Below are 21,487 nucleotides of genomic sequence, written 5' to 3'. Positions count from 1 at the left end.
GGTGCCCTCCATCGACATCGACCACGATGCCGCCCATCAGGCCGCCCAGGACGAACTCAACAAGCCGATCTACGCGAAGGGCTCGGTGGGCCAACAGGTAGCCGAATGGCTGAACGAGGTGCTTTACCGGCTGCTGCAGAAGACCGCCCACCTGCCGGGCGGATGGCTCACGGCCACGGTGCTTTTCATTCTGCTGGGGATCGCGCTGGTGGCCGCCGTTTACGTCGGGCGGCGCACGATGCGCACCAACCGCGGCGGCGACTATCAGCTGTTCGAAGCCGCGCAGCTCACCGCGGCCCAGCATCGCGCGACCGCCGAAAACTATGCGGCACAAGGCGACTGGGCCGCGGCGATCCGGCACCGGCTGCGCGCGGTCGCCCGCCAGCTCGAGGAGACCGGCGTCCTCAACCCGGCGCCGGGCCGTACCGCCAACGAACTGGCCTCCGACGCCGGCGCCGCATTGCCCCACCTTGCCGGTGAATTATCGGGGGCTGCAACGGCTTTCAATGACGTCACCTACGGAGAGCGACCCGGGACGCAGGGCGCATACCAGATGATCGCCGACCTCGACGACCACCTGCGGTTCCGCTCGGCGGCCGGGCCCGGCGCACCGGGGCACACCGCCACGCCCGACTCGTGGGCGCGGGTGCGGTGATGGCCACCATCGGCCGTCGCGAACCCACCGCCTCAACGGCGGTGCGGCGCTGGCGATCCGGGCGCTGGGTGGTCCTCACGCTGATCGTCCTCGCCGTCATCGCCGGTGTCGATGCCTACCTGACCGCCCCGCGGCCCGGCCCACGGATGGATCCGGCGTCGACGAGTCCCGACGGCACCCATGCGCTGGTGGCGCTCCTGCGCGACGGCGGCGTCGACGTCGTGGTCGCCGGCAGCATCGCCGACGTCGAACGGGCGGCGCGCCCCGACGCGCTGATCCTCGTGGCCCAGAGCCAGTATCTGACCGACCCGCTACTGGATCGGCTGGCGAAGGCGCCCGGCGACCTGCTGCTGGTGGAACCGACGGCGCGCACCCGCGAGGCACTGCTGCCCGGCGTGCGCGTCTCGGCCGCCGACAAGTTCGACTCCGACCCCGATTGCACGCTGCGCGAGGCCATCCGGGCCGGGCCGGTCCGATTCGGGCCAAGCGACACCTACCACGCCACCGACGGCCGGGCGATGACCCGTTGTTACGGCGGCGCGCTGATCCGCTTCCGCGACGGCGGCCGAACCGTCACCGCGGTCGGCAGCACCGACTTCCTGACCAACGGCGCGCTGTTGGAGGCCGGCAACGCCGCCCTGGCGATGAACCTCGCGGGCGCGCGGCCGCGGCTGGTCTGGTACGCACCGCACCGGATCGAGGGCGAATCACCGCCACCCGGTTCGATTTCCGACCTCATTCCGGCGAACGTCACGTGGATCGTCTGGCAGCTCTGCCTGGTGGTGCTGCTGGTCGCGCTGTGGCGGGGCCGGCGGCCCGGCCCGCTGGTCGCCGAGGAGCTGCCCGTCGTCGTGCGCGCGTCGGAGACCGTCGAGGGCCGCGGTCGGCTGTACCGTTCGCGCCGCGCCCGCGACCGCGCCGCCGCGGCGCTGCGCACCGCCACATTGCAGCGGCTGCTGCCCCGGCTGGGCCTGAATCTCGGGGCGTCGCCGCCCGCGGTGGCGGCCGCGGTGGCCGGCCGCAGCGGGGCCGATCCCGCATTCGTTTCCTACCAGCTGTTCGGGCCACCCCCGGCGACGGACCACGATTTGCTACAACTTGCCCGTGCGCTTGACGACATCGAAAGGCAGGTCACACGGACGTGACACAGTCTCCTTCCCCCGCCCAGACCCCCACCGCCGAGGCGGCGCGAGATGCGCTGCTGGCGTTGCGCGGTGAGCTCGCCAAGGCCGTCGTCGGACAGGAGGGGGTGGTCAGCGGCCTGGTGATCGCGCTGCTCTGCCGGGGCCACGTGCTGCTGGAAGGCGTTCCGGGAGTGGCGAAGACGCTGCTGGTGCGGGCGCTGGCCGCCGCGCTGCAATTGGAGTTCAAGCGCGTGCAGTTCACCCCCGACCTGATGCCCGGCGACGTCACGGGCTCACTGGTGTACGACGCGCGCACCGCCGCGTTCGCGTTCCGGCCGGGGCCCGTGTTCACCAACCTGCTGTTGGCCGACGAGATCAACCGGACCCCGCCGAAAACACAGGCCGCGCTGCTCGAGGCGATGGAAGAGCGTCAGGTCAGCGTGGACGGGGTGCCGCAGCCCCTGCCCGACCCGTTCATCGTCGCCGCGACGCAGAACCCCGTCGAATACGAGGGCACCTACCAGCTGCCCGAGGCACAGCTGGATCGCTTCCTGCTGAAACTGAATGTGACTCTGCCGCCCCGTGATTCGGAAATCGCCATCCTCGGGCGGCACGCCCAGGGCTTCGACCCCCGCGACCTGTCGGCGATCAAGCCGGTGGCCGGGCCCACCGAGCTGTCCGCCGGGCGCGACGCGGTGCGGCAGGTGCTGGTCGCCGACGAGGTGCTGGGCTACATCGTCGACATCGTCGGGGCCACCCGCTCGTCGCCCGCGCTGCAGCTGGGCGTGTCGCCGCGCGGGGCGACCGCGCTGTTGGCCACGGCCCGGTCCTGGGCGTGGCTGTCCGGCCGCAACTACGTCACCCCCGACGACGTCAAGGCGATGGCCCGGCCGACGTTGCGGCACCGGGTGATGCTGCGCCCCGAGGCCGAGCTCGAAGGGGCCACCCCCGACGGCGTGCTCGACGGAATATTGGCGTCGGTTCCGGTGCCGCGCTAGTGATCCTGACCGGACGCACCGGGCTGGTCGCGCTGATGTGCGTCCTGCCCATCGCGCTGTCGCCCTGGCCGGCAAGGACTTTCGGCGTTCTGTTCGTCACGCTGGCGATCGCGGTGGCCGCGGACGTCGCGCTGGCGGCCAGCACCCGCAAACTGCGCTACATCCGGTCCCCGGACCGCTCCGCCCGGCTCGCCCAGCAGGTGGACGTCGGGCTGTTGATCCACAATGACGGCCGGCGGCGGTTTCGCGGCCAGGTTCGCGACGCCTGGCCGCCCAGCGCCGGCGCGCAGCCCCGCATCCACCCCGTGCACATCCCGGCGGGGCAGCACCAGCACGTCCAGTCCCGGCTGCGACCCGTCCGCCGCGGCGAGCAGCGCGCGAAGGTGGTCACCGCCCGGTCCATCGGCCCACTGGGGCTGGCGGGACGGCAGAGCTCGCAAGCGGTTCCGGGCCTGCTGCGGGTGCTGCCGCCCTTCCTGTCCCGCAAGCACCTGCCCGCGCGGCTGGCCAAACTGCGCGAGATCGACGGCCTGCTGCCGACGCTGATCCGCGGGCAGGGCACCGAATTCGACTCGCTGCGCGAGTATGTCGTCGGGGACGACGTGCGGTCGATCGACTGGCGCGCCACCGCGCGCCGCGCCGACGTCGTCGTCCGCACCTGGCGACCCGAACGCGACCGGCGCGTGGTGATCGTGCTCGACACGGGCCGCACCGCCGCGGGCCGCGTCGGCGTCGACCCGACCGCCTCCGACCCCGCGGGCTGGCCCCGGCTGGACTGGTCGATGGATGCCGCCCTGCTGCTGGCGGCGCTCGCGTCGCGGGCCGGCGACCACGTCGACTTCCTCGCCCACGACCGGGTCACCCGGGCCGGCGTGTTCGGCGCCTCGCGCACCGAACTGCTCGCCCAGCTCGTCGAAGCGATGGCCCCCCTGCAACCCGCGCTGCTCGAACCCGATTGGACCGCAATGGTTTCCGCCATTTCGCGGCGGGCGCGCCGGCGCTCGCTGGTGGTGCTGCTGACCGACCTGAACGCGACCGCGCTGGACGAGGGGTTACTGCCGGTGCTGCCGCAGCTGTCGGCGAAACACCACCTGATGGTGGCCGCGGTCGCCGACCCGCGGGTAGACCAGATGGCCGCCGGGCGCTCGGATCCCGCCGCCGTGTACGACGCCGCGGCCGCCGAACGGTCGCGCAACGACCGCCGCGCGATAGCCACGCGGCTGCGCCGCGGTGGGGTGGAGGTCGTCGACGCCCCACCCACCGAGCTCGCGCCCGCCCTGGCGGACCGCTATCTGGCGATGAAGGCCACCGGGCGGTTGTAACCGCTTCAGCCCGTGGGGATCACGTCGGGCGCGTCTTCGATGTCGCCGGTCTCACCGGCCCTGGCCGCGCGGCGACCGAAGTACACGATGTAGAACAAAAACGCCGCCTCGGCGACGATCCCGATGCCGACCCGAACGAAGGTGGGCAGCGGCGAAGGTGTCACCAGCGCCTCGATCAACCCCGAGACCAGAAGGACGCCCACCAGCCCGATCGCCACCGACACGACGGCGCGGCCCTGTTCGGCCAGCACCTGTCCGCGGGGCCGGTCGCCGGGCGAAATCACCGACCAGCCCAGCCGCATCCCCGCCGCCCCCGCCAAAAACACCGCCGTCAGCTCCAGCAGCCCGTGCGGCAGCAGCAGCCCGAGCAGCAGGCCGCCCTTGCCGGCCTGGAACATCAGCCCGGAGATCAGTCCCAGATTGGCGGCGTTCTGGAACAGCACGATCGGGATCGGCAGACCCAACAGGACGGCCAACGCGATGCATTGCGCGGCCACCCAGGAGTTGTTCACCCAGATCTGCAGGGCGAACGCCGCGGCGGGGTGTTCGCTGTAGTAGGAGGCGATGTCGTGGTTGACCAATTGCTCGATGTCGCTTGGCGTTCCGACGACCGACTGCACCTCGGGACTGCCGGCCACCCAGAACGCGATGACGACGACCACGGCGTAGAAGGCCACCGCGGTGCCCAGCCACCACCGCCAGGACCGGTACGCGACCACCGGGAAGGACACCGTCCAAAACCGCGTGAAGGTGCGGGTCAACGGCGCGTGGGCGCCGGTCACCACGGATCGGGCGCGCGCGACCAGGCTGGAGAGCCGACCGATCAGCAGCGAGTCCGAGGAGGCCGAGCGCAGCATCGACAGGTGGGTGGACACCCGCTGGTACAGCTCGACGAGTTCGTCGACCTCGGCACCGGTCAGCGAGCGACGCCTGCCGACCAGCCGGTCGAGGCGGTCCCAGGTACCGCGATGGGCCAGCACGAATGCGTCGACGTCCACCCTGCGCAGCCTAATCGCCCTGTACCGTTCGGTGTTATGTCGGAGGTGGTGACCGGCGACGCCGTCGTGCTCGATGTACAGATCGCCCAGTTGCCGGTGCGGACGCTGAGCGCGCTGATCGATATCGCCGTGCTCGTCGTCTGCTACGTCCTCGGGCTGATGCTGTGGGCCGCCACGCTGACCGAGTTCGACCCGGCGCTGAGCACCGCGGTGCTGCTGATCTTCACGGTGGTGGTGATCGTCGGTTACCCCGTGGTGCTCGAAACGGCAACGCGCGGACGCTCGGTGGGCAAGATCGCGATGGGGCTGCGGGTGGTGTCCGACGACGGCGGTCCAGAACGCTTCCGGCAGGCCCTGTTTCGGGCGCTCGCGTCGGTGGTGGAGATCTGGATGCTGTTCGGTAGTCCCGCCGTCATCTGTAGCCTGCTGTCGCCCAAGGCCAAGCGGGTCGGCGACATCTTCGCCGGCACCATCGTGGTCAACGAACGCGGGCCCCGGCTGGGTCCCCCGCCGGTGATGCCACCCGCGCTGGCCTGGTGGGCCTCGTCGCTGCAGCTGTCCGGGCTATCCCCCGGGCAAGCCGAGGTCGCGCGTCAATTCCTCTCGCGCGCAACACAACTCGATCGGCAGTTACGCCAGCAGATGGCATATCGCATCGCCGGCGACGTGATGTCCCGCGTCGCCCCGCCGCCTCCGCCCGGCGCCCCGCCGGAGCTGGTGCTCGCGGCCGTGCTCGCCGAACGGCACCGCCGCGAGCTGGCCCGGCTTCGGCCCGCCATGCCGCCGGGCCCCGCGCCGTGGCCATCCTGGCCGCAACCGCAGGCGGTCCCGTGGCCGGAGCAGGCGCCACCCGCGCAGGCGCCCCCCGCGCAGGCGCCCCCCAATCCCGCGCCGGGCGGTTTTTCGCCCCCGGGCTGACGGCGGCTAACCGGAGACGCTGAGCGCCATGAGTGCGACGTCGGCGATCAGCAGCGCCCACCCGAACAGCGGAACGGCGATGCCGCCGCGGCGCTTCGCGGTGAACAGCGAGATGACGATCACCACGACGGCGACCGCGGGTGCGCCGTAGAACGCAACCCCGAAATCGATACCGCCGCGGCCCAGGTTGGGGCAACTGCGGTCGGCGCAGCCGGCGGTACTCATCACCGCGCCGAGCGCGAACAGCATCACGATGGCCGCGGCGGGCACGGTGGCCAGCGCCAGCGCCCAGTTGACCCACGGCCACACGTTGCGGCTACCACTTCCGCGACCGCTGTCACCCTGCCCGGGGCCGGTCGCGGCGGTCCCGCTGCCCACCGCCAGGTTGGAGTTATCGGCGTTCATCCCAAAGTTCCTACCCGCCGCCTGCGCGGCGCAAACCGCCCCGGCGGTCACAGCCGGAAACGCGTCGGCGCAGGTCAAGGGCATCGCGGCGGCGGCGCACCGCGGTTGCCGCCGACCAGACGTTGCATCGCGATAGTTTCCGATATATCGTGATATTCCGTAAGCGCGCAGATCGCGCGCTTCCCCGAGAACGTGAGGACTACAACCATGAGCAACCCATTCACACCCCCCAACGGACCGTTCGCCGGTGGATTCGGCTTCGCCCCCGGCCCGGCGCAACGGCGCGCCCTGCACGGCGCCCGCCGCCAGGCCCGGCGCGAATTCATCGAAAACCTCCGCGACCAGGCGGGTGACCACGGATTCGGCCCCGGCTTCGGACCCGGATTCGGCCCCGGCTTCGGACCCGGGTTCGGCCCGGGATTCGGCTTCGGTCCGGGCGGCCGGCGCGGCGGATGGCGCCGTGGCGGCCCCGGCCGCGGTAAGCGCGGCGACGTCCGCGCGGCCATCCTGGCGCTGCTGGCCGAGCGGCCTATGCACGGCTACGAGATGATCCAGCAGATCGCCGAACGCAGCAACGGGCTCTGGAAGCCGAGCCCCGGCTCGGTCTATCCGACGCTGCAGCTGCTGACTGACGAGGGGCTGATCACCGCCAGCGAGAGCGAAGGCAGCAAGAAGCTGTTCGAGCTCACCGACGAGGGCCGCGCGGCGGCCGAGAAGATCGAGACCCCGCCGTGGGACGAGATCGCCGAAGGCGCCGACCCGGGTCAGATGAACCTGCGGGCCGCCGTCGGCCAATTGTTCGGCGCGGTCGCGCAGTCCGCGCACACCGCCACCGCCGAGCAGCAGCAGCGCATCGTCGAAATTCTCAATAACGCCCGGCGCGAGGTCTACGGCATCCTCGGCGAGGACTGAGCCCCGCCCCGCAGCGGACCCTGGATCAGGACACGTCGACCCAGTCCAGGGTCCGCTGCACCGCCTTGCGCCACCCCTCGTAGCCGGCCGCGCGCTCCTCGTCGCTCCAGGCCGGCGTCCAGCGCTTGTCCTCGTGCCAGTTGGCGCGCAGGTCGGACGGGTCGGCCCAGAACCCCACCGCCAACCCCGCCGCGTAGGCCGCGCCCAGCGCGGTGGTCTCGGCGACCACCGGACGGACCACGTCGACGCCGAGCACATCGGCCTGGATCTGCATGCACAGGTCGTTGCCGGTGACGCCGCCGTCGACCTTCAACACCTCAAGGCGCACACCGGAATCCGCCGCCATCGCGTCCACCACGTCGCGGCTCTGGTAGCAGATCGCCTCCAGCGTCGCGCGGGCCAGGTGCGCGTTGGTGTTGAACCGGGACAACCCCACGATCGCCCCGCGGGCGTCGGAGCGCCAGTAGGGCGCGAACAGCCCGGAGAACGCCGGGACGAAATACACCCCGCCGTTGTCGGCGACCTGGCGCGCCAGCGACTCGCTCTGCGCGGCGCCGCTGATAATGCCCAGCTGGTCGCGCAGCCATTGCACCGCGGCACCGGTGACCGCGATCGAACCCTCAAGCGCGTAAACGGGTTTGGCGTCGCCGAACTGGTAGCAGACGGTGGTCAGCAGCCCGTTGTCGGATCGCACGATCGTCTCACCGGTGTTGAGCAGCAAGAAGTTTCCCGTGCCGTAGGTGTTTTTCGCCTCGCCCTCCGACAGGCACACCTGGCCCACCATCGCCGCGTGCTGGTCGCCGAGGACGCCCGTGACCGGCACCTCGCCGCCGACCGGCCCGGTCTGCGCCGAGACGCCGTACGGCTGCGGCGACGACGACGGGGCGATGGACGGCAGCATCGCCCGCGGGATCGAGAAGAACGACAGCAGCTCGTCGTCCCAGTCCAGCGTCTCCAGGTTCATCAGCATGGTCCGGCTGGCGTTGGTCACGTCGGTGACGTGCACGCCGCCGCGCGGGCCACCGGTCAGATTCCACAGCACCCAGGTGTCCGGGGTGCCGAACAGGGCGTCACCGCTCTCGGCGGCCTCCCGCACCCCGTCGACGTTCTCCAGGATCCACTGCAGCTTGCCGCCCGAGAAGTACGTCGCCGGCGGCAGGCCCGCCTTGCGACGGATCACCTCGCCGCGGCCGTCCCGTTCCAGCGCCGACGCGATCCGGTCGGTGCGGGTGTCCTGCCAGACGATCGCGTTGTAATAGGGCCGGCCGGTGCGCCGATCCCACACCAGCGTGGTCTCCCGTTGGTTCGTGATGCCAAGCGCGACAATGTCTTTGGCGGACAGATTGGCCCGATTCAACACCGACAACAGCACCGAGGAGGTGCGCTCCCAGATTTCCACCGGGTCGTGCTCGACCCAGCCGGCGCGGGGCAGGATCTGTTCGTGCTCAAGTTGATGGCGCGCCACTTCGGCCCCGTCGTGATCGAAGATCATGCAGCGGGTGCTGGTGGTTCCCTGGTCGATGGCGGCTACAAACTCGGGCACGTCAGGAGTCCATCACGGTCTGCCCCACTCGACAAGCGGCCGCGCTGCTTGCGTTACCGCGGGCAACCCTGTTCCATCGGCGGTGTGGGCGAAGAGGTCAAGCGCACCACGTACGACAGCGCGCAACGGCGGGAATACCAGCGCAAGCTCGAGCTTTGCCTGGACGTCCTGGAAACGATGCTGGCGCGGTCCCACTTCGACTCCGAACAGCCGCTCACCGGCATGGAGATCGAGTGCAACCTCGTCGACGCCGACTACCAGCCGGCGATGTCCAACCGCGACGTGCTGAACGCCATCGGAGACCCGGCCTTCCAACCGGAATTGGGTGCCTACAACATCGAATTCAATGTGCCGCCCCACGCCCTGCCCGGTCACACCGCGCTCGATCTGGAAGGCGAGGTGCGGGCCAGCCTCAACGACGCCGAGATCAAGGCCGGCACGGGCGGGGCGCACATCGTGATGATCGGGATCCTGCCCACCCTGATGCCCGAACACCTGGCCACCGGCTGGATGAGCGACTCGAGACGGTACGCGGCGCTCAACGAATCGATCTTCACCGCCCGCGGCGAAGACATTCCGATCGACATCTCCGGCCCCGAGCCGCTGAGTTGGCACGCCGTGTCCATCGCGCCCGAATCCGCTTGCACCAGTATCCAATTGCACCTGCAACTGGCCCCGGAAAGGTTCGCCGCCAACTGGAACGCGGCCCAGGTGCTGGCCGGCCCGCAGCTGGCGCTGGGGGCCAACTCGCCGTACTTCTTCGGCCATCAGCTGTGGGCCGAGACCCGCATCGAGCTGTTCACCCAGTCCACCGACACCCGGCCCGAGCGGCTCAAGTCGCGGGGCGTGCGGCCGCGGGTGTGGTTCGGCGAACGGTGGATCACCTCGGTCCTGGACCTCTACCAGGAGAACATCCGCTACTTCCCGCCCCTGCTGCCCGAGGTGTCCGACGAGGACCCGGCCGCCGAGCTTTCCGCCGGGCGGGCGCCGCGGCTGTCCGAAATGCGGTTGCACAGCGGCACCGTGTACCGGTGGAACCGGCCGGTCTACGACGTGGTCGAGGGGCGCCCGCACCTGCGGCTGGAGAATCGGGTGTTGCCGGCCGGCCCGACCGTCGTGGACATGGTGGCAAATGCGGCCTTCTTCTACGGCGTGCTGCGCGTCCTGTCCGAGGAGGACAACCCCGTGTGGCACGGCATGGATTTCGCTGCGGCGCAAGCGAATTTCCTCGCCGCGGCGCGCAACGGCATCGATGCCCGGCTGCATTGGCCGGGCCTAGGCGAGGTTGCGGCGACCACGCTGGTGCTGGACACGCTGCTGCCGATCGCCGACGAGGGACTGCGCCGCTGGGGCATGGACGCGCAAGTGCGCGACCGCTTCCTCGGTGTCGTCGAGGGCCGCGCCCGAACGGGCCGCAACGGCGCCAGCTGGCAGGTGTCGACCGTGCGCGCGCTCGAAGCCGGCGGGATGACCCGCCCCGCCGCCTTGGCCGAGATGCTGCGCCGCTACTGCGAGCACATGCACGCCAACGAGCCGGTGCACACCTGGGAGTCGCGGGTAGGTTGAAACCATGACGGGCGATCAGGTCATGGACTGGGACAGCGCATACCGCGAGCAGGCGCACTTCGAGGGCCCGCCGCCGTGGAACATCGGTGAGCCGCAACCCGAACTGGCCGCGCTGGCCGCCGCCGGGAAATTCCGCAGCGACGTCCTGGACGCGGGCTGCGGGGTCGCCGAGCTGTCGTTGGCGCTGGCCGCGCAGGGTTACACGGTGGTGGGCGTCGACCTCACGCCGACGGCCGTCGCGGCGGCCACCGAGGCCGCCCGGGAGCGCGGCCTGACCACGGCCAGCTTCGTCCAGGCCGACATCACTTCGTTCAGTGGTTATGACGGCCGGTTCTCCACGATCGTCGATTCCACGCTGTTCCACTCGCTGCCGGTCGAGGGCCGCGACGGCTACCTGAGCTCCATCCACCGCGCGGCCGCGCCGGGGGCCGGCCTGTTCGTGCTGGTGTTCGCCAAGGGCGCCTTTCCCGCCGAGATGGAGCCGAAGCCCAACGAGGTCGACGAAGACGAACTTCGCGCCGCGGTGAGCAAGCATTGGGAGGTCGACGAGATCCGGCCGGCCCACATCCTGTCGAACGTCGTCGAAATCCCCAACGCGCCTTTCGAATTCCCGCCGCACGAACGCGACGAGAAGGGCCGAATCAAGATGCCCGCCTACCTGCTGACCGCGCACAAAGCGGACTGATCTCTCAGGCGGACGTCGCCGCCGTCGCCGCGATCAGCGCCTCGGCGAAGGTCTGCAGATCGTCGGCCCTGGCGTCGACGTGCGGCGAGATCCGCAGCACCGGCCCGGCCAGTTCCAGGGGCGCCCGCTGCACGCCGACGAAGGTGGTGAGAATCCGCCGCTCGGCGAGCAGCCACGCGCGCACCGCCTGCGGATCGGCGCCGTCGACCGGGGCCAGCGTAGTGATGGCGCTCGGCTCGTCGACCTCTTCGACCACCGCCCAGCCGGCCACGTCGGCCAGCGCCCTGCGGCTGGCAGCGCCCACCTCGGCCAGCCGCGTCCGCACGGCCTGCGGGCCGTACGCCAGATGCTCCCCCAAAGCCAGTGAAAAGCCCACGCGCGCGGCGATATTGGCTTCGCCGAACTCGAGTTGCTGGGCCACCGTGGACGATCCCGCGAGCCAATCCGGCGCCGCCAGCCTGGGCCGCAGGGTTTCCATCAGTTCCCGGCGCACCGCCAGCGCCCCGACGCCGCGCGGCCCGGCGATCCACTTGCGCGACGACGCGTAGGTCGCGTCGGCGCCGACCGCGCAGTCCACCTGGCCCAGCGCCTGGGCGGCGTCGACGACGAGCGGCAGCCCCAGTTCGCGGCACAGCCGGGCGATCATCGACAACGGTTGCACCACACCGCTGTGGCTGCCGACCGCGGTCAGGTGGACCAGATCGGGCGGTTCGTCCGCAAGCGCCAGCGCCGCGTCGTCGAGCGCGACGCGGCCGTCGTCGAGCGTCGGCAACAGCTGACGGTCGAATCCGTGGGCGGCAAACAGCGCCAGGTTCGGGCCGTATTCGCCGGGCAGGCACGCGACCCGGCGGCGATCCGTCGGCCAGGCGCCGAGCAGCAGGTCCAACGCGTTCAGCGAGCCCGTGGTGAACACCACCTCGGCGTCGGGCATGCCGGCCAGCGCGGCGAACGCGACCCGCCCGGCGTCGAGCGCGGGCACGGCCGCCTCCGCCGCGACGTACCCGCCGACCTCCGACTCGTTGCGCGCGTGCTGGTCGGCGGCCGCGATCACCGCGAGGCTCTGCCGCGAACAGGCCGCGCTGTCCAGGTGCAGTCCGGCCACGGGCAGGCGGGCCGCCCGCCATCGCTGCGCCAGCGACCCGTCGGCCGTCACTTCACGGCCAACGACAACCCGAAATCGCCCGCGGCGTCCGTCCACCACCGGGTGCGCCGCAGTCCGGCGCCGGCCAGTTCGGCGCTCACCCCGTCCGGGCGGAACTTGCACGACACCTCGGTGAGCATCTCCTCCCCGGCCGCGAAATCGACGGTCAGGTCGAGCGCGTCGACGCGGACCCGCTGGTCCCGGCTGGCGCGCAACCACATTTCGATGCGTTCCTCCCCGGCGTTCCAGCGCGCCACGTGCTGATAAGCCTCGACGTCGAAATCGGCGTCGAGTTGCCGGTTGATCACGGCCAGCACGTTGCGGTTGAACGCCGCCGTCACCCCGGCCGAGTCGTCATAGGCGCGCACCAGCCGGCCGGTGTCCTTGACCAGGTCCGTGCCCAGCAGCAGGCTGTCCCCCGGCCGCATCTGGGCCGCCAGGCTGGCCAGGAACTCGGCCCGCGGACCGGGCGTCAGGTTGCCGATCGTCGACCCCAGGAACACGAACAGGCGCCGCCCGCCGGTCGGGATCTCGGTCAGGTGTTCCTCGAAATCGCCGCAGACGGCGTTGATTTCGACGCCGTCGTACTCGCGCTGGATGGCCGCCGCGGCCGTCGACAAGATGCCGGCATCGACGTCGAACGGGACGAAGCGGCGCAGCGCCCCGCGCTCGCGCAGCGCGTCGAGCAACAGCCGGGTCTTCTCCGACGTCCCGCTGCCCAGCTCCACCAGGGTGTCGGCCCCGCTGGCCGCCGCGACCTCGGCCGAGCGCGCGCGCAGGATCTCGGCCTCGGCGCGGGTCGGGTAGTACTCGGGCAACCGGGTGATCTGGTCGAACAGATGACTGCCCAGCGAGTCGTAGAACCACTTGGGCGGCAACGACTTCGGCGTCTGTTGCAGCCCCTCGAACACGTCCCGGCGCAAGGCCTGGTACGCGGAGTCGGCGGCCAGGTGGTTGGACAGTGTCAGCGTCATCGAGAACCTTCCGGGTGTTCCAGCGGGGTCAGTGTGACACCCGCCGCGGTGACTTCGACGAGGTGGCGATCCGGCACATCCTCCCAATCGGAGTCGTTGTCATAGGGTTCGCTGGCCAGCACGACACCGTCCGGGCGGCGCAGGAGCGACAACGTGTCACCCCAGGCCGTCGCCAGCAGGCGAGAGCCGTTGCCGGCCAGGATGTTCAGCCGGGCGTTCGGGTCGGCCGCCGCGATCTCGGTAATGGTTTCACCGAGCGCGTCGAGGCCGCGCTCGAAGATGACGGCCGCGAGAATAGCACTGTCGCAGACCGATTCGGCCCGCGCGGCGACCGGCAGCACCGCACGGTCGACGATTCCGTTGTGCGACAGCAACCACTGGCCGTCGGTGAACGGGGCCGTCGCGCTGACTTCGATGGGCATGCCGACGGTCGCCGAGCGCACCGCTGCCACCACGCAATGGCTGCGCAGGGCCGGCGCGATGGAGTCGAACGACACGTCGCCCCACAACGGCGCCTGGCTGCGCCAGCGGCGTGGGGTGCCGCCGTCGAAGAATCCGACACCCCAACCGTCGGCGTTGAGCAGGCAGTGCTTCTGGTGGCGCGGGGCATACGACTGCACCCGCAGCCCGTACGGCGGGTCCAGCACCAGCGAGGAGACGCTGACGTCGGCCCCGAGCCAGCCGAGGTGACGGCACATCAGGCGAAATCCTCGACGTCCCAAGCCAATCGGACGCCGGAGAAGATCTGACGCCGGATCGGGTGATCCCAGTTCCGGAAGCTGGGCCGCAGGATGGCGGACTCCACGGCCCACGAGCCACCGCGCAGCACCCGGTAGTCGCCGTCGAAGAACGGCTGCGAATACCGCTCGTAAATCATCGGGACGAAACCCGGCCACGGCCGCAGCGGCGAGCTGGTCCACTCCCACACGTCGCCGAGCATCTGCTCCGCCCCGTACGCCGACGCACCGGCCGGATAGGCCCCGACGGGCGCGGGACGCAACGACGTGCCGCCCAGGTTCGCGAGGGCATCCGACGGCGGCTCGGAACCCCACGGGTAGCGGCGCCGGGTGCCGGTGGCGGGGTCCCAGGCACAGGCCTTCTCCCACTCCATCTCGGTGGGCAGCCGGGCGCCGGCCCAGGCCGCGTAGGCCTGCGCCTCGAAGTAGGTGACGTGCTGCACCGGCTCGTCGGCGGGGACGTCTTCGACGTGGCCGAACCGGGTGCGGGTCCGCCCGTCGGCGCTCCAGAACTGCGGCGCGGTCAGGCCCGCGCGCTGGCGATGCTCCCAGCCGCGCTCGGACCACCACCGCGGCTGGAGGTACCCGCCGTCGTCCATGAAGTGCCGCCACTCGCCGTTGGTGACCGGCACCCGGCCGATCCGGAACGCCGGCAACTCGACGACGTGGGCGGGACGCTCGTTGTCCAGCGAATACGGTTCGCTCGCGGCGTCCACGCCCAGCACGAACGGCCCGGCGGGCACCAGCACCGAGGTCCCGGCCAGGCCGGGCCGGCCGGCCGGCAGCGCCGCGCCCTCCTGCAGCAGCGGGGCGCCGCTGCGCAGGTTCAGCGCCTGCAGCATGGTCTCGTCGTGCTGGTTCTCGTGGCTGACCACCAACCCGAACGCGAAGTCGTCGCTTTCCTCGGGCAACGCGTCGAGGGCATCGAGCACCGCCGACCGCACGGTGCGGCAGTACGCCCGCGCGCGGTCGGGGGACAGCAACGGCAACTCGACCCGGCTCGCGCGGGAATGCACGAAGGCGTCGTAGAGGCCCTCGACGGCCGGTGGCAACATGCCGGACCGGCCCGGGTCACCGGCGCGCAGCAGCCAGAACTCCTCCTGCTGCCCGATGTGCGCGAGATCCCACACCAGCGGGCTCATCAGCGGGTCGTACTGCCGGTACAGTTCGTCGTCGTCGAAAGCGACCAGGCGCAGTGTTCGCGCCCGCGCCCGCGCCAAATCGTCGGCAAGCCTTTGCGCGGACGTCACAGCTCCCCTTGCGCCAGTCGCGCCACGGTAGCCGCGATGCCGTGCCGAATCACGTTGTCGGAGAAGTCATCACCCGGACATCGGCCCCGTTCGACGGCGTCGAGCAGACGCTGCATCGAATCGCCGAGTTCGGGTGGGGCCAGCCGGGCGGCGACGGCCACGCACTTGGTCGCCGCGGTGTGCAGTCGACGGTCCCGCAGACCCAGCCGGGCCGCGGTGTCCCACGCGGTGGCCACCGTCTGGACCGCCTCGGTCGCGGCGGCGGCGGCTTCGGGGTCGTCGAGCAGGGCCACCAGCGTGAACACCACGGCCGGCCAGAGTTCGTCCGGCAGGCTGTCGAGGTAGCGGATCTCCAGCCACTGCCTCGGGCGTACGGGCGGAAACAACGTGGTCAGATGGTATTCCAGGTCGGCGACGGTCGGACGGCGGTCGCCGAGCAGCACACGCCCGTCCACCCAGTCGGCGAACGGCACCCATTCCATGACCGGCACGGCGTCCGGGGCGTGCACCAGCATGACCGGGGCCTTGAGCGCGTAGCGCGCCCAGTCGGTGCCCGGGTCGTCGCCGCTGGCGCCCAGGATGGGCCCGCACCGCGCCGAGTCCATCTGACCCCACACCCGCTGGCGAGTGGACGCCCACCCGGTGAAGTCCCCGCACAGCATCGGGGAGTTCGCGGCCAGCGCGATCATGGTCGGCCCGAGGGCGTGCGCCAGCCGCACCCGGTCCGCCCAGCCGGCCCGCGGCCCGGCGTCCAGGTTGACCTGGATGGATGCGGTCGACGTCATCATCGCCGCGCCCGCCTCGCCCGAGCGGCTGGACGCGAAGAACTGCTCCATGGCGCGGTAGCGCGCGCCCGGGTTGATGCGCTGCGGTGCCCGCAGCGGGTCCGCCCCGAGGAAAACCAGACCCAGCCCGGCGTCGGCGAACGCCGACCGCAGCACGGCCTGGTCGCGCCGCATCGCGTCGATCGCGGCAAGCACCCCGTCGGCCGGCGGGCCGGACAGCTCCACCGCGCCGCCGGGTTCCACCGTGACCCGACTGCCGCCCGGCAGCGCCGGCAGCACGCCGAGTACCTCGGCGATCTCCTCCCAGCCGGGCCTGCGGTGCGGGTCGGCCGGGTCGTGGCAATGGGCCTCCACCTCCAGGCCGACGCGGCCCAGGGGCGCGTCCACGAGGCAGGCGTCGGCGATGTAGCGCGCGGCGGCCTTGGAATCGGCCATGGCCGCGCTGTACAGCTCGGAGCCCGCGGTAGTGATAGCGGCGAACGTCATATCACGATCCCTTCGGGCCCGAACAGCCTGAACACGCGCCGGCGGACCGCCTCCTCGCGGGGAGCTAAAGGGACGATAACCGCCACTACTTCATCTAGCAGATGGCCCCGACATATTCCCGTTCGTGCCGACTTTCAAGCGTGCTGAGAACGGGCCCCGAAACCCGATTCATTGACCCAGCGCATTCTGCATCGCCCCGGCCAGCACGTTGACCGCCGGTCCGGCGTTGCCAGATTGGCAGACCTTGGCCTGCAACAACACGTTTTCGCGCAGCCTGGTTTGATTGAAACACCGCCGATCGGTGCCGGCCTCCTGCTTGGTCCAGTTGGCGTCGGCGGCACCCGGCGGCCCGCCGTCGAACGACCACACCTGGGTGACGCCGTTGTCCAGATGCACCGCGGTGGTCTGGCCCGAGCAGCCCACCGTCCGGTCCACCACGCGGTGGAACGCGCGACCGGCGGCGTCGCCGGTGGCGAACACGCCCACCGCCTGCTTGACGAGGTGGGTCTGGTCGGTGGCCGACGTCTGGGTGACCGCGCCGTTGAAGGACGCCAGGTCCGGGTCGTTGTACACCTCGGGCAGCCCGATGTCGGCCCAGTTGTTGCACACCGGCACGTCCACCCAATCGCCTTGCACGGGTTGGGTGAACACCGATTCCCAGCCCATCGGGCCGCCGACGATGTTGCCGACCGAGCCCTTGCCCAGCACCGCGTAGTTCACCACCCCGGGTTCCGACGGGTGGGCGGCCGCGACGGGCAGGGCGGCCGCGGCGTCGATGGCGAGAGCGATGGCGATCGCGGCCGCGCGGACCCACATGGTCATTCCAGCGATCATGCCAGGAACGCCGGGGCGTGGTCAGCCCCCTTCTGCCCGCACGCCCTCTTCCACCTTCTTGCCCAGATCGGGGTCGACGTTGCGCCAGTACTCGAACACCCGCGACAGCACCGGCTCCTTCACACCCTTGGAGACGTGTCCAATGATGTTGTGCGCCAACCGGTCCCGCGCGGCGTCGTCCAGGACGTCGCGGACCATGGTGCCGGCCTGCCCCCAGTCGTCGTCCTCGGCGTGCAGCGTGTACGCGGCGCGGACCATGTCGCCGTCCGCGTGCCAGCGCACCTCCGCGGCGCGTGCCGGGTCGGCGTGCGGGCCACCGTAGGAATTGGGCGCGTACACGGGGTCGGAGACGTTCTGCATGCGCATCGCGCCGTCCTTCGAGTAGCTGTTCACCTCGACCTTCGGCGTGTTCACCGGGATCTGCCGGTAGTTGGTCCCCAGCCGGGCGCGGTGCGCGTCGGAGTAGGAGAACCCGCGGGCCTGCAGCATCTTGTCCGGGCTCAGCCCGGTGCCGGGCACCGTGTTGTTCGGCTCGAAAGCGGCCTGCTCGATCTCGGTGTGGTAGTCGGTCACGTTGCGGTTCAGCGTCATCTTGCCGACGTCGATCAGCGGGTAGTCGCCGTGCGGCCACACCTTGGTCAGGTCGAACGGGTTGAACCGGTAATTGCGGGCCTCGTCGTACGGCATGATCTGCATCTTGAGCGTCCAGCTGGGGTGCTGGCCGCCCTCGATCGCCTCGTAGAGGTCGCGCTGGTGGTAGTCGCCGTCCTCGCCGGCCAGCCTGTCGGCGTCCTCCTGGGGCAGGAAGTCGATCCCCTGGTCGGTGATGAAGTGGTACTTCACCCAGAAGATCTCGCCGGCGGCGTTGATCCAGCTGTAGGTGTGGCTGCTGTAGCCGTTCATGTGGCGCCACGTCTTGGGGATCCCCCGGTCGCCCATCAGCCAGGTCACCTGGTGGGCCGACTCCGGCGAGAGCGTCCAGAAGTCCCACTGCATGTTGTGGTCGCGGACGTTGCTGGCCTGCAGACGCTTCTGGGACCGGATGAAGTGCTGGAACTTCAGCGGGTCCCGCATGAAGAAGACCGGTGTGTTGTTGCCGACCATGTCGAAGTTGCCTTCGCTGGTGTAGAACTTCAGCGCGAAGCCGCGGGGATCGCGCCACGTATCCGGGCTGCCCCGCTCGCCGGCGACGGTGGAGAACCGCGCCAGCATGTCCGTCTTGGTGCCGGGCTGGAACACCGCGGCCCTGGTGTATTTGCTGACGTCGTTGGTGACCTCGAAGGTGCCGAAGGCGCCGCCGCCCTTTGCGTGCGGCTGACGCTCCGGGATGCGCTCCCGGTTGAACTGGGCCATCTGCTCGATCAGGTAATGGTCCTGCAGCAGGATCGGGCCGTCGGGACCGATCGTCAACGACTGGTCGTCACTGGGGGCGGCGATGCCCGCGTCGTTGGTGGTGAAGCGTTCCGTCATTTCGCTGTCTCCTCGTTTGGTGGGCTGCGTCGGTTATCCGAAGCGGTCGGTCAGGGACGCGGTGCCGGCGCGGCGGGCGGGCTCATCGACGGCCCGCCGGGGCCGCTGACGCCCGGGCCGCTGACCGGTCCGCCGGGGCCGCCCGGACCGCCGGGCGGCATGGGCACGATCAACCCGGGGCCGCCACCCCACGGGCTGGCCGGGGTGGGTCCGGGACCCCATTGGCCGTTGCCCGGCCCGGGGCTGCCACCCGGCCGGAACATCTGGCCGTGGTGATGGTGGCAGTGGTGGTAATACCCGTAAACGAAGGCGCCCGCGAAGAACACCGTGGAGATGATGAAGACGACGCCGGCGACGATGATCACCCAGGCCGCCGCCGTGTAGAGCCGCGGCGGCCGCACCCGCTCCGGGGGCGGCGGCGGGGCCGCGGTTGCGGCGGCGGGCGTCGAGGGGGTCGTCGGCTCGGGTGTCTGGCTCATGCCTTGAATATTGCCCAGCGCCGCGTCGGGCCTAACAGGTTGCGCCGACAAACTTGCTGTGAATCGATACCCGCCGGTTAGTCGCCGGCGACGAAGCGACACGCAGCCCGGTGCTCTGGTGAGCACCGGGCTGCTGATTGATCGACGGGGATTGGACTACCGGGAGGGGGCGACCGACGACGGAATCTGGCTGGGGCCGGGCGCGCCGGGAGTCGCCGAAGCGGGTCCGCCCTGCTGCGCACCGGGTCCGCCCTGCTGGATGCCGCCCGGGCCGCCCGGGCCGCCCATGCGGTGCTGGTGCATCCACGCGGCGTGGTGCTTGTGATGGTGATGGCCGTGGTGTCCGCCGCGGTGGCCGAGGATGAAGCCGGTGAAGAAGACGACCGCGACGATGAACACGATCCCGGCGACGATGGCGACCCACGCGGCGAGTTGGAAGACCCGCGGGGCGCGGTATGCCGCCACGGCTTCCGCGGCGGCCGGTGCGGTTGCGGTGGACGACCGCACGGTGGGGGTTTCAGCTGTTTCACTCATGAGACAAATGATGAAGGCGTTAACAATAGTTCGGGCTATGCATTGGTTATGTAGCAGCTGTGAGCCCGGCCCCGTCTGAAACGGCGGGCCGCGCCGGCCGCCGACATCGCCTGCCCCGCTGCGCATTCCTGCGGGTTTCGCGCCGCGCGGCCCGCGCAAATAAGCGCATACCAGGCCCCACTCGCGGGCTTAGGATTGCTCTGGTGGTGACCGGCGCCACCGCACCGCCCGCGGCACAAGGAGTACGAGCGGCTATGACGCAGACGCTGAACGTCGAGTATCAGGAGCTCCTCGCGCGCGCCGCCGAGATCGAGCAACCGCTGCCGCCCGTCCCGTCCACCAACCCACCGGGGCCGTGTGGCCTGACGTTCGTCACCGACGCGGCCGCACGCCTCGCGCTCAACGCCGACAATGTGCGGATGTACCTCAAAGGGTGCGAACGGGAGTGGAAGGCGCTCGCCAAATCCCTGCGGAACGCGGCCAAGGCCTACGAGCAGGTCGAGACGGAGTCCGCGGAGGCCATTGCAAGCACCATGAACAGCGGTTCATCCGCGTCGTCGGTGGCCCCCGCGGCGGTGGTCGCGGACGAAGAGCCGTGGACCGCGCCGCCGCCGTTGCCGGCGGCGTCGACGATCGAGCTCCCCTACTACGAGGTGCGGCAGGCGGCGGCGGAGATCGAATCCGGCGACCAGGGCACCGCCTTCAGGGGGTTCGCGCAGGAATGGATTACGTTCCAGCGGGCCTTTCTGGAGCAGACCAATCGATTCCGGCTGTTCAACAGCTGGGAGGGTGAGGCCAGGGACAGCGTCGAGCAGAACTTCCAGAAACAGCGGGAATACGTGATAACGATGGCGGCGCTGTGCGGGGACCTCGCCAAGCAGGCCAACCGGGTCGTCGACGTGCACAAGAAGGCCGCCGGCAAGACCGGTTATCAGGACCAGTACGCGTTGGAGGGCGCGCATCCCACGTCCTATGAGGTCGCCCTCTGCGATTACTGGTATGCGTATTACTCGCAGAACAACCAGGCCTACTTGCCGTCGGCCATCGACTGGTACGAGAAACTTCAGGCGCAATCGGAATCCGCGCTGAGTTATTACGTGAAATACGCGAACTTGCCCCTGGCGCCGGTGAATCCCCCGCCTCCCCCCAAGGCCACGGTGATCCACGCCCCCGGTGAAGGACCCAAGCCCGAACCCAAGCCAGAACCCAAGCCCGACCCGAAGCCGAATCCGACGCCCGGTCTGAACACCCCGCAGCTTGGTCAGGTCGCGGGAGGCCTGCAGGGCCTCGGCCAGGGGATGCAGGGTGTGATGCAGGGCGTGCAGGGCGCCGCGCAAAGCTTCCAGGGCCTCGGGCAGGGGGGCGCGGCCCCGGCGACGCTCGCCTCGGACACCACCCCGGTGGACGAGGAGAAGAAGAAGGAAGACGAAGCGAAGGCCGAGGAGGAAGCCAAGGCCCAAGAGGAAGCGAAGGCCGCCGAGGAAGCGAAGGCCGCCGAGGAAGCGAAGGCCGCCGAGGAAGCGAAGGCCGCCGAGGAAGCCCAACGGCAAGCGTCCCTCGCCGAAGGCGCCGCGCCCGGCGGACAGACGGCCGGGCCGGTTCCCACCGAGCCCCCGCCCACCGACCGGCCGGAGGCGCCGCCGAAGGAGATCGTCCTCTGACGCGGGCGGC

The 21,487-nt window shown here is 70.6% G+C and carries 21 protein-coding genes; 9 read left to right on the top strand and 12 right to left on the bottom strand.

Translation table 11 applies throughout. The annotated features are described in order from the left end of the window. Position 1 precedes the first annotated feature (1 nt). From WU80_RS09335 to WU80_RS09320, 4 genes are read left to right on the top strand one after another with little or no spacing between them, the layout of a single operon-like run. On the top strand, positions 2-655 hold the full coding sequence (locus tag WU80_RS09335; protein WP_055399906.1) for a DUF4129 domain-containing protein: 654 nt from the start codon (positions 2-4) through the stop codon (positions 653-655). Continuing rightward, positions 655-1,800 carry a DUF4350 domain-containing protein gene (locus WU80_RS09330; RefSeq protein ID WP_055399960.1) on the top strand — a complete coding sequence of 382 codons (1,146 nt, stop codon included), beginning with the start codon at positions 655-657 and terminating at the stop codon, positions 1,798-1,800. The genes WU80_RS09335 and WU80_RS09330 overlap by 1 nt, the downstream gene beginning before the upstream one ends. Beyond that, positions 1,797-2,777, top strand: coding sequence for a MoxR family ATPase (locus WU80_RS09325; protein WP_055399904.1), 981 nt, complete (start codon positions 1,797-1,799; stop codon positions 2,775-2,777). The genes WU80_RS09330 and WU80_RS09325 overlap by 4 nt, the downstream gene beginning before the upstream one ends. Beyond that, positions 2,777-4,099 carry a DUF58 domain-containing protein gene (locus tag WU80_RS09320; protein ID WP_055399902.1) on the top strand — a complete coding sequence of 441 codons (1,323 nt, stop codon included), beginning with the start codon at positions 2,777-2,779 and terminating at the stop codon, positions 4,097-4,099. Before WU80_RS09325 ends, WU80_RS09320 begins: the two co-directional genes overlap by 1 nt. A gap of 5 nt (positions 4,100-4,104) precedes the next feature. On the opposite strand, the gene WU80_RS09315 is transcribed toward WU80_RS09320, so the two are convergent. Next, positions 4,105-5,097: a stage II sporulation protein M gene (locus tag WU80_RS09315; RefSeq protein ID WP_055399900.1), complete on the bottom strand. Its 993-nt coding sequence runs from the start codon at positions 5,095-5,097 to the stop codon at positions 4,105-4,107. A 36-nt stretch (positions 5,098-5,133) separates the two neighbouring features. Between WU80_RS09315 and WU80_RS09310 the strand changes: the two genes are divergently transcribed. Then, the gene (locus WU80_RS09310) at positions 5,134-6,015 is read left to right on the top strand and encodes an RDD family protein (protein WP_055399898.1); all 882 of its coding nucleotides are present in this window, start codon (positions 5,134-5,136) and stop codon (positions 6,013-6,015) included. 6 nt (positions 6,016-6,021) lie between these two features. Here the strand turns inward: WU80_RS09310 and WU80_RS09305 are convergent, their stop codons facing one another. Beyond that, positions 6,022-6,420, bottom strand: a complete 399-nt coding sequence (locus WU80_RS09305; RefSeq protein WP_055399896.1) for a hypothetical protein — start codon at positions 6,418-6,420, stop codon at positions 6,022-6,024. 207 nt (positions 6,421-6,627) lie between these two features. Here WU80_RS09305 and WU80_RS09300 point away from each other — a divergent pair, with 207 nt between their 5' ends. Beyond that, a complete protein-coding gene (locus WU80_RS09300) occupies positions 6,628-7,332 on the top strand; it encodes a PadR family transcriptional regulator (RefSeq protein ID WP_055399894.1) in 705 nt (234 codons plus the stop codon). A 25-nt stretch (positions 7,333-7,357) separates the two neighbouring features. Here WU80_RS09300 and glpK read toward each other — a convergent pair whose 3' ends face one another. Beyond that, entirely contained in the window at positions 7,358-8,875 is a 1,518-nt protein-coding gene (gene glpK / locus WU80_RS09295; protein ID WP_082459717.1) for a glycerol kinase GlpK, read from the bottom strand. Between the two features lie 84 nt (positions 8,876-8,959). On the opposite strand from glpK, the gene WU80_RS09290 reads away from it, so the two are divergent. Together WU80_RS09290 and WU80_RS09285 are read left to right on the top strand one after the other, a co-directional pair. Then, positions 8,960-10,441 (top strand): hypothetical protein, encoded by a 1,482-nt coding sequence (locus WU80_RS09290; protein WP_055399892.1) that lies wholly within the window; start codon positions 8,960-8,962, stop codon positions 10,439-10,441. A gap of 4 nt (positions 10,442-10,445) precedes the next feature. Then, complete coding sequence (locus WU80_RS09285) at positions 10,446-11,126, top strand: bifunctional 2-polyprenyl-6-hydroxyphenol methylase/3-demethylubiquinol 3-O-methyltransferase UbiG (RefSeq protein ID WP_055399890.1); 681 nt, start codon at positions 10,446-10,448, stop codon at positions 11,124-11,126. A gap of 4 nt (positions 11,127-11,130) precedes the next feature. On the opposite strand, the gene egtE is transcribed toward WU80_RS09285, so the two are convergent. The 9 genes from egtE to WU80_RS09240 all read right to left on the bottom strand — a co-directional run bounded on the left by egtE (position 11,131) and on the right by WU80_RS09240 (position 19,816). Beyond that, on the bottom strand, positions 11,131-12,279 hold the full coding sequence (gene egtE, locus WU80_RS09280) for an ergothioneine biosynthesis PLP-dependent enzyme EgtE (protein ID WP_055399888.1): 1,149 nt from the start codon (positions 12,277-12,279) through the stop codon (positions 11,131-11,133). Next, complete coding sequence (gene egtD, locus WU80_RS09275) at positions 12,276-13,241, bottom strand: L-histidine N(alpha)-methyltransferase (protein ID WP_055399886.1); 966 nt, start codon at positions 13,239-13,241, stop codon at positions 12,276-12,278. The genes egtE and egtD overlap by 4 nt, the downstream gene beginning before the upstream one ends. After that, complete coding sequence (egtC, locus tag WU80_RS09270) at positions 13,238-13,939, bottom strand: ergothioneine biosynthesis protein EgtC (protein WP_055399885.1); 702 nt, start codon at positions 13,937-13,939, stop codon at positions 13,238-13,240. The genes egtD and egtC overlap by 4 nt, the downstream gene beginning before the upstream one ends. Further along, the gene (gene egtB, locus WU80_RS09265) at positions 13,939-15,228 is read right to left on the bottom strand and encodes an ergothioneine biosynthesis protein EgtB (protein ID WP_055399883.1); all 1,290 of its coding nucleotides are present in this window, start codon (positions 15,226-15,228) and stop codon (positions 13,939-13,941) included. Before egtB ends, egtC begins: the two co-directional genes overlap by 1 nt. Continuing rightward, a complete protein-coding gene (gene egtA / locus WU80_RS09260; RefSeq protein ID WP_055399880.1) occupies positions 15,225-16,499 on the bottom strand; it encodes an ergothioneine biosynthesis glutamate--cysteine ligase EgtA in 1,275 nt (424 codons plus the stop codon). Before egtA ends, egtB begins: the two co-directional genes overlap by 4 nt. A 168-nt stretch (positions 16,500-16,667) precedes the next feature. After that, the gene (locus tag WU80_RS09255) at positions 16,668-17,315 is read right to left on the bottom strand and encodes a sensor domain-containing protein (protein ID WP_156349426.1); all 648 of its coding nucleotides are present in this window, start codon (positions 17,313-17,315) and stop codon (positions 16,668-16,670) included. 39 nt (positions 17,316-17,354) lie between these two features. Next, positions 17,355-18,803, bottom strand: coding sequence for a catalase (locus tag WU80_RS09250; protein WP_055399876.1), 1,449 nt, complete (start codon positions 18,801-18,803; stop codon positions 17,355-17,357). Between the two features lie 50 nt (positions 18,804-18,853). Next, positions 18,854-19,282 carry a hypothetical protein gene (locus WU80_RS09245; RefSeq protein ID WP_055399874.1) on the bottom strand — a complete coding sequence of 143 codons (429 nt, stop codon included), beginning with the start codon at positions 19,280-19,282 and terminating at the stop codon, positions 18,854-18,856. A 156-nt stretch (positions 19,283-19,438) separates the two neighbouring features. Further along, positions 19,439-19,816, bottom strand: a complete 378-nt coding sequence (locus WU80_RS09240) for a hypothetical protein (RefSeq protein ID WP_055399872.1) — start codon at positions 19,814-19,816, stop codon at positions 19,439-19,441. A gap of 254 nt (positions 19,817-20,070) precedes the next feature. On the opposite strand from WU80_RS09240, the gene WU80_RS09235 reads away from it, so the two are divergent. Beyond that, entirely contained in the window at positions 20,071-21,477 is a 1,407-nt protein-coding gene (locus WU80_RS09235) for a hypothetical protein (RefSeq protein ID WP_055399870.1), read from the top strand. The last annotated feature ends 10 nt before the right edge of the window (positions 21,478-21,487 follow it).

The organism is Mycobacterium sp. UM_11 (assembly GCF_001414075.1).
Lineage (GTDB): Bacteria > Actinomycetota > Actinomycetes > Mycobacteriales > Mycobacteriaceae > Mycobacterium.
Note: the sequence above shows the minus strand (reverse complement) of the source record. Positions and strands in the feature narration are given on the sequence as shown.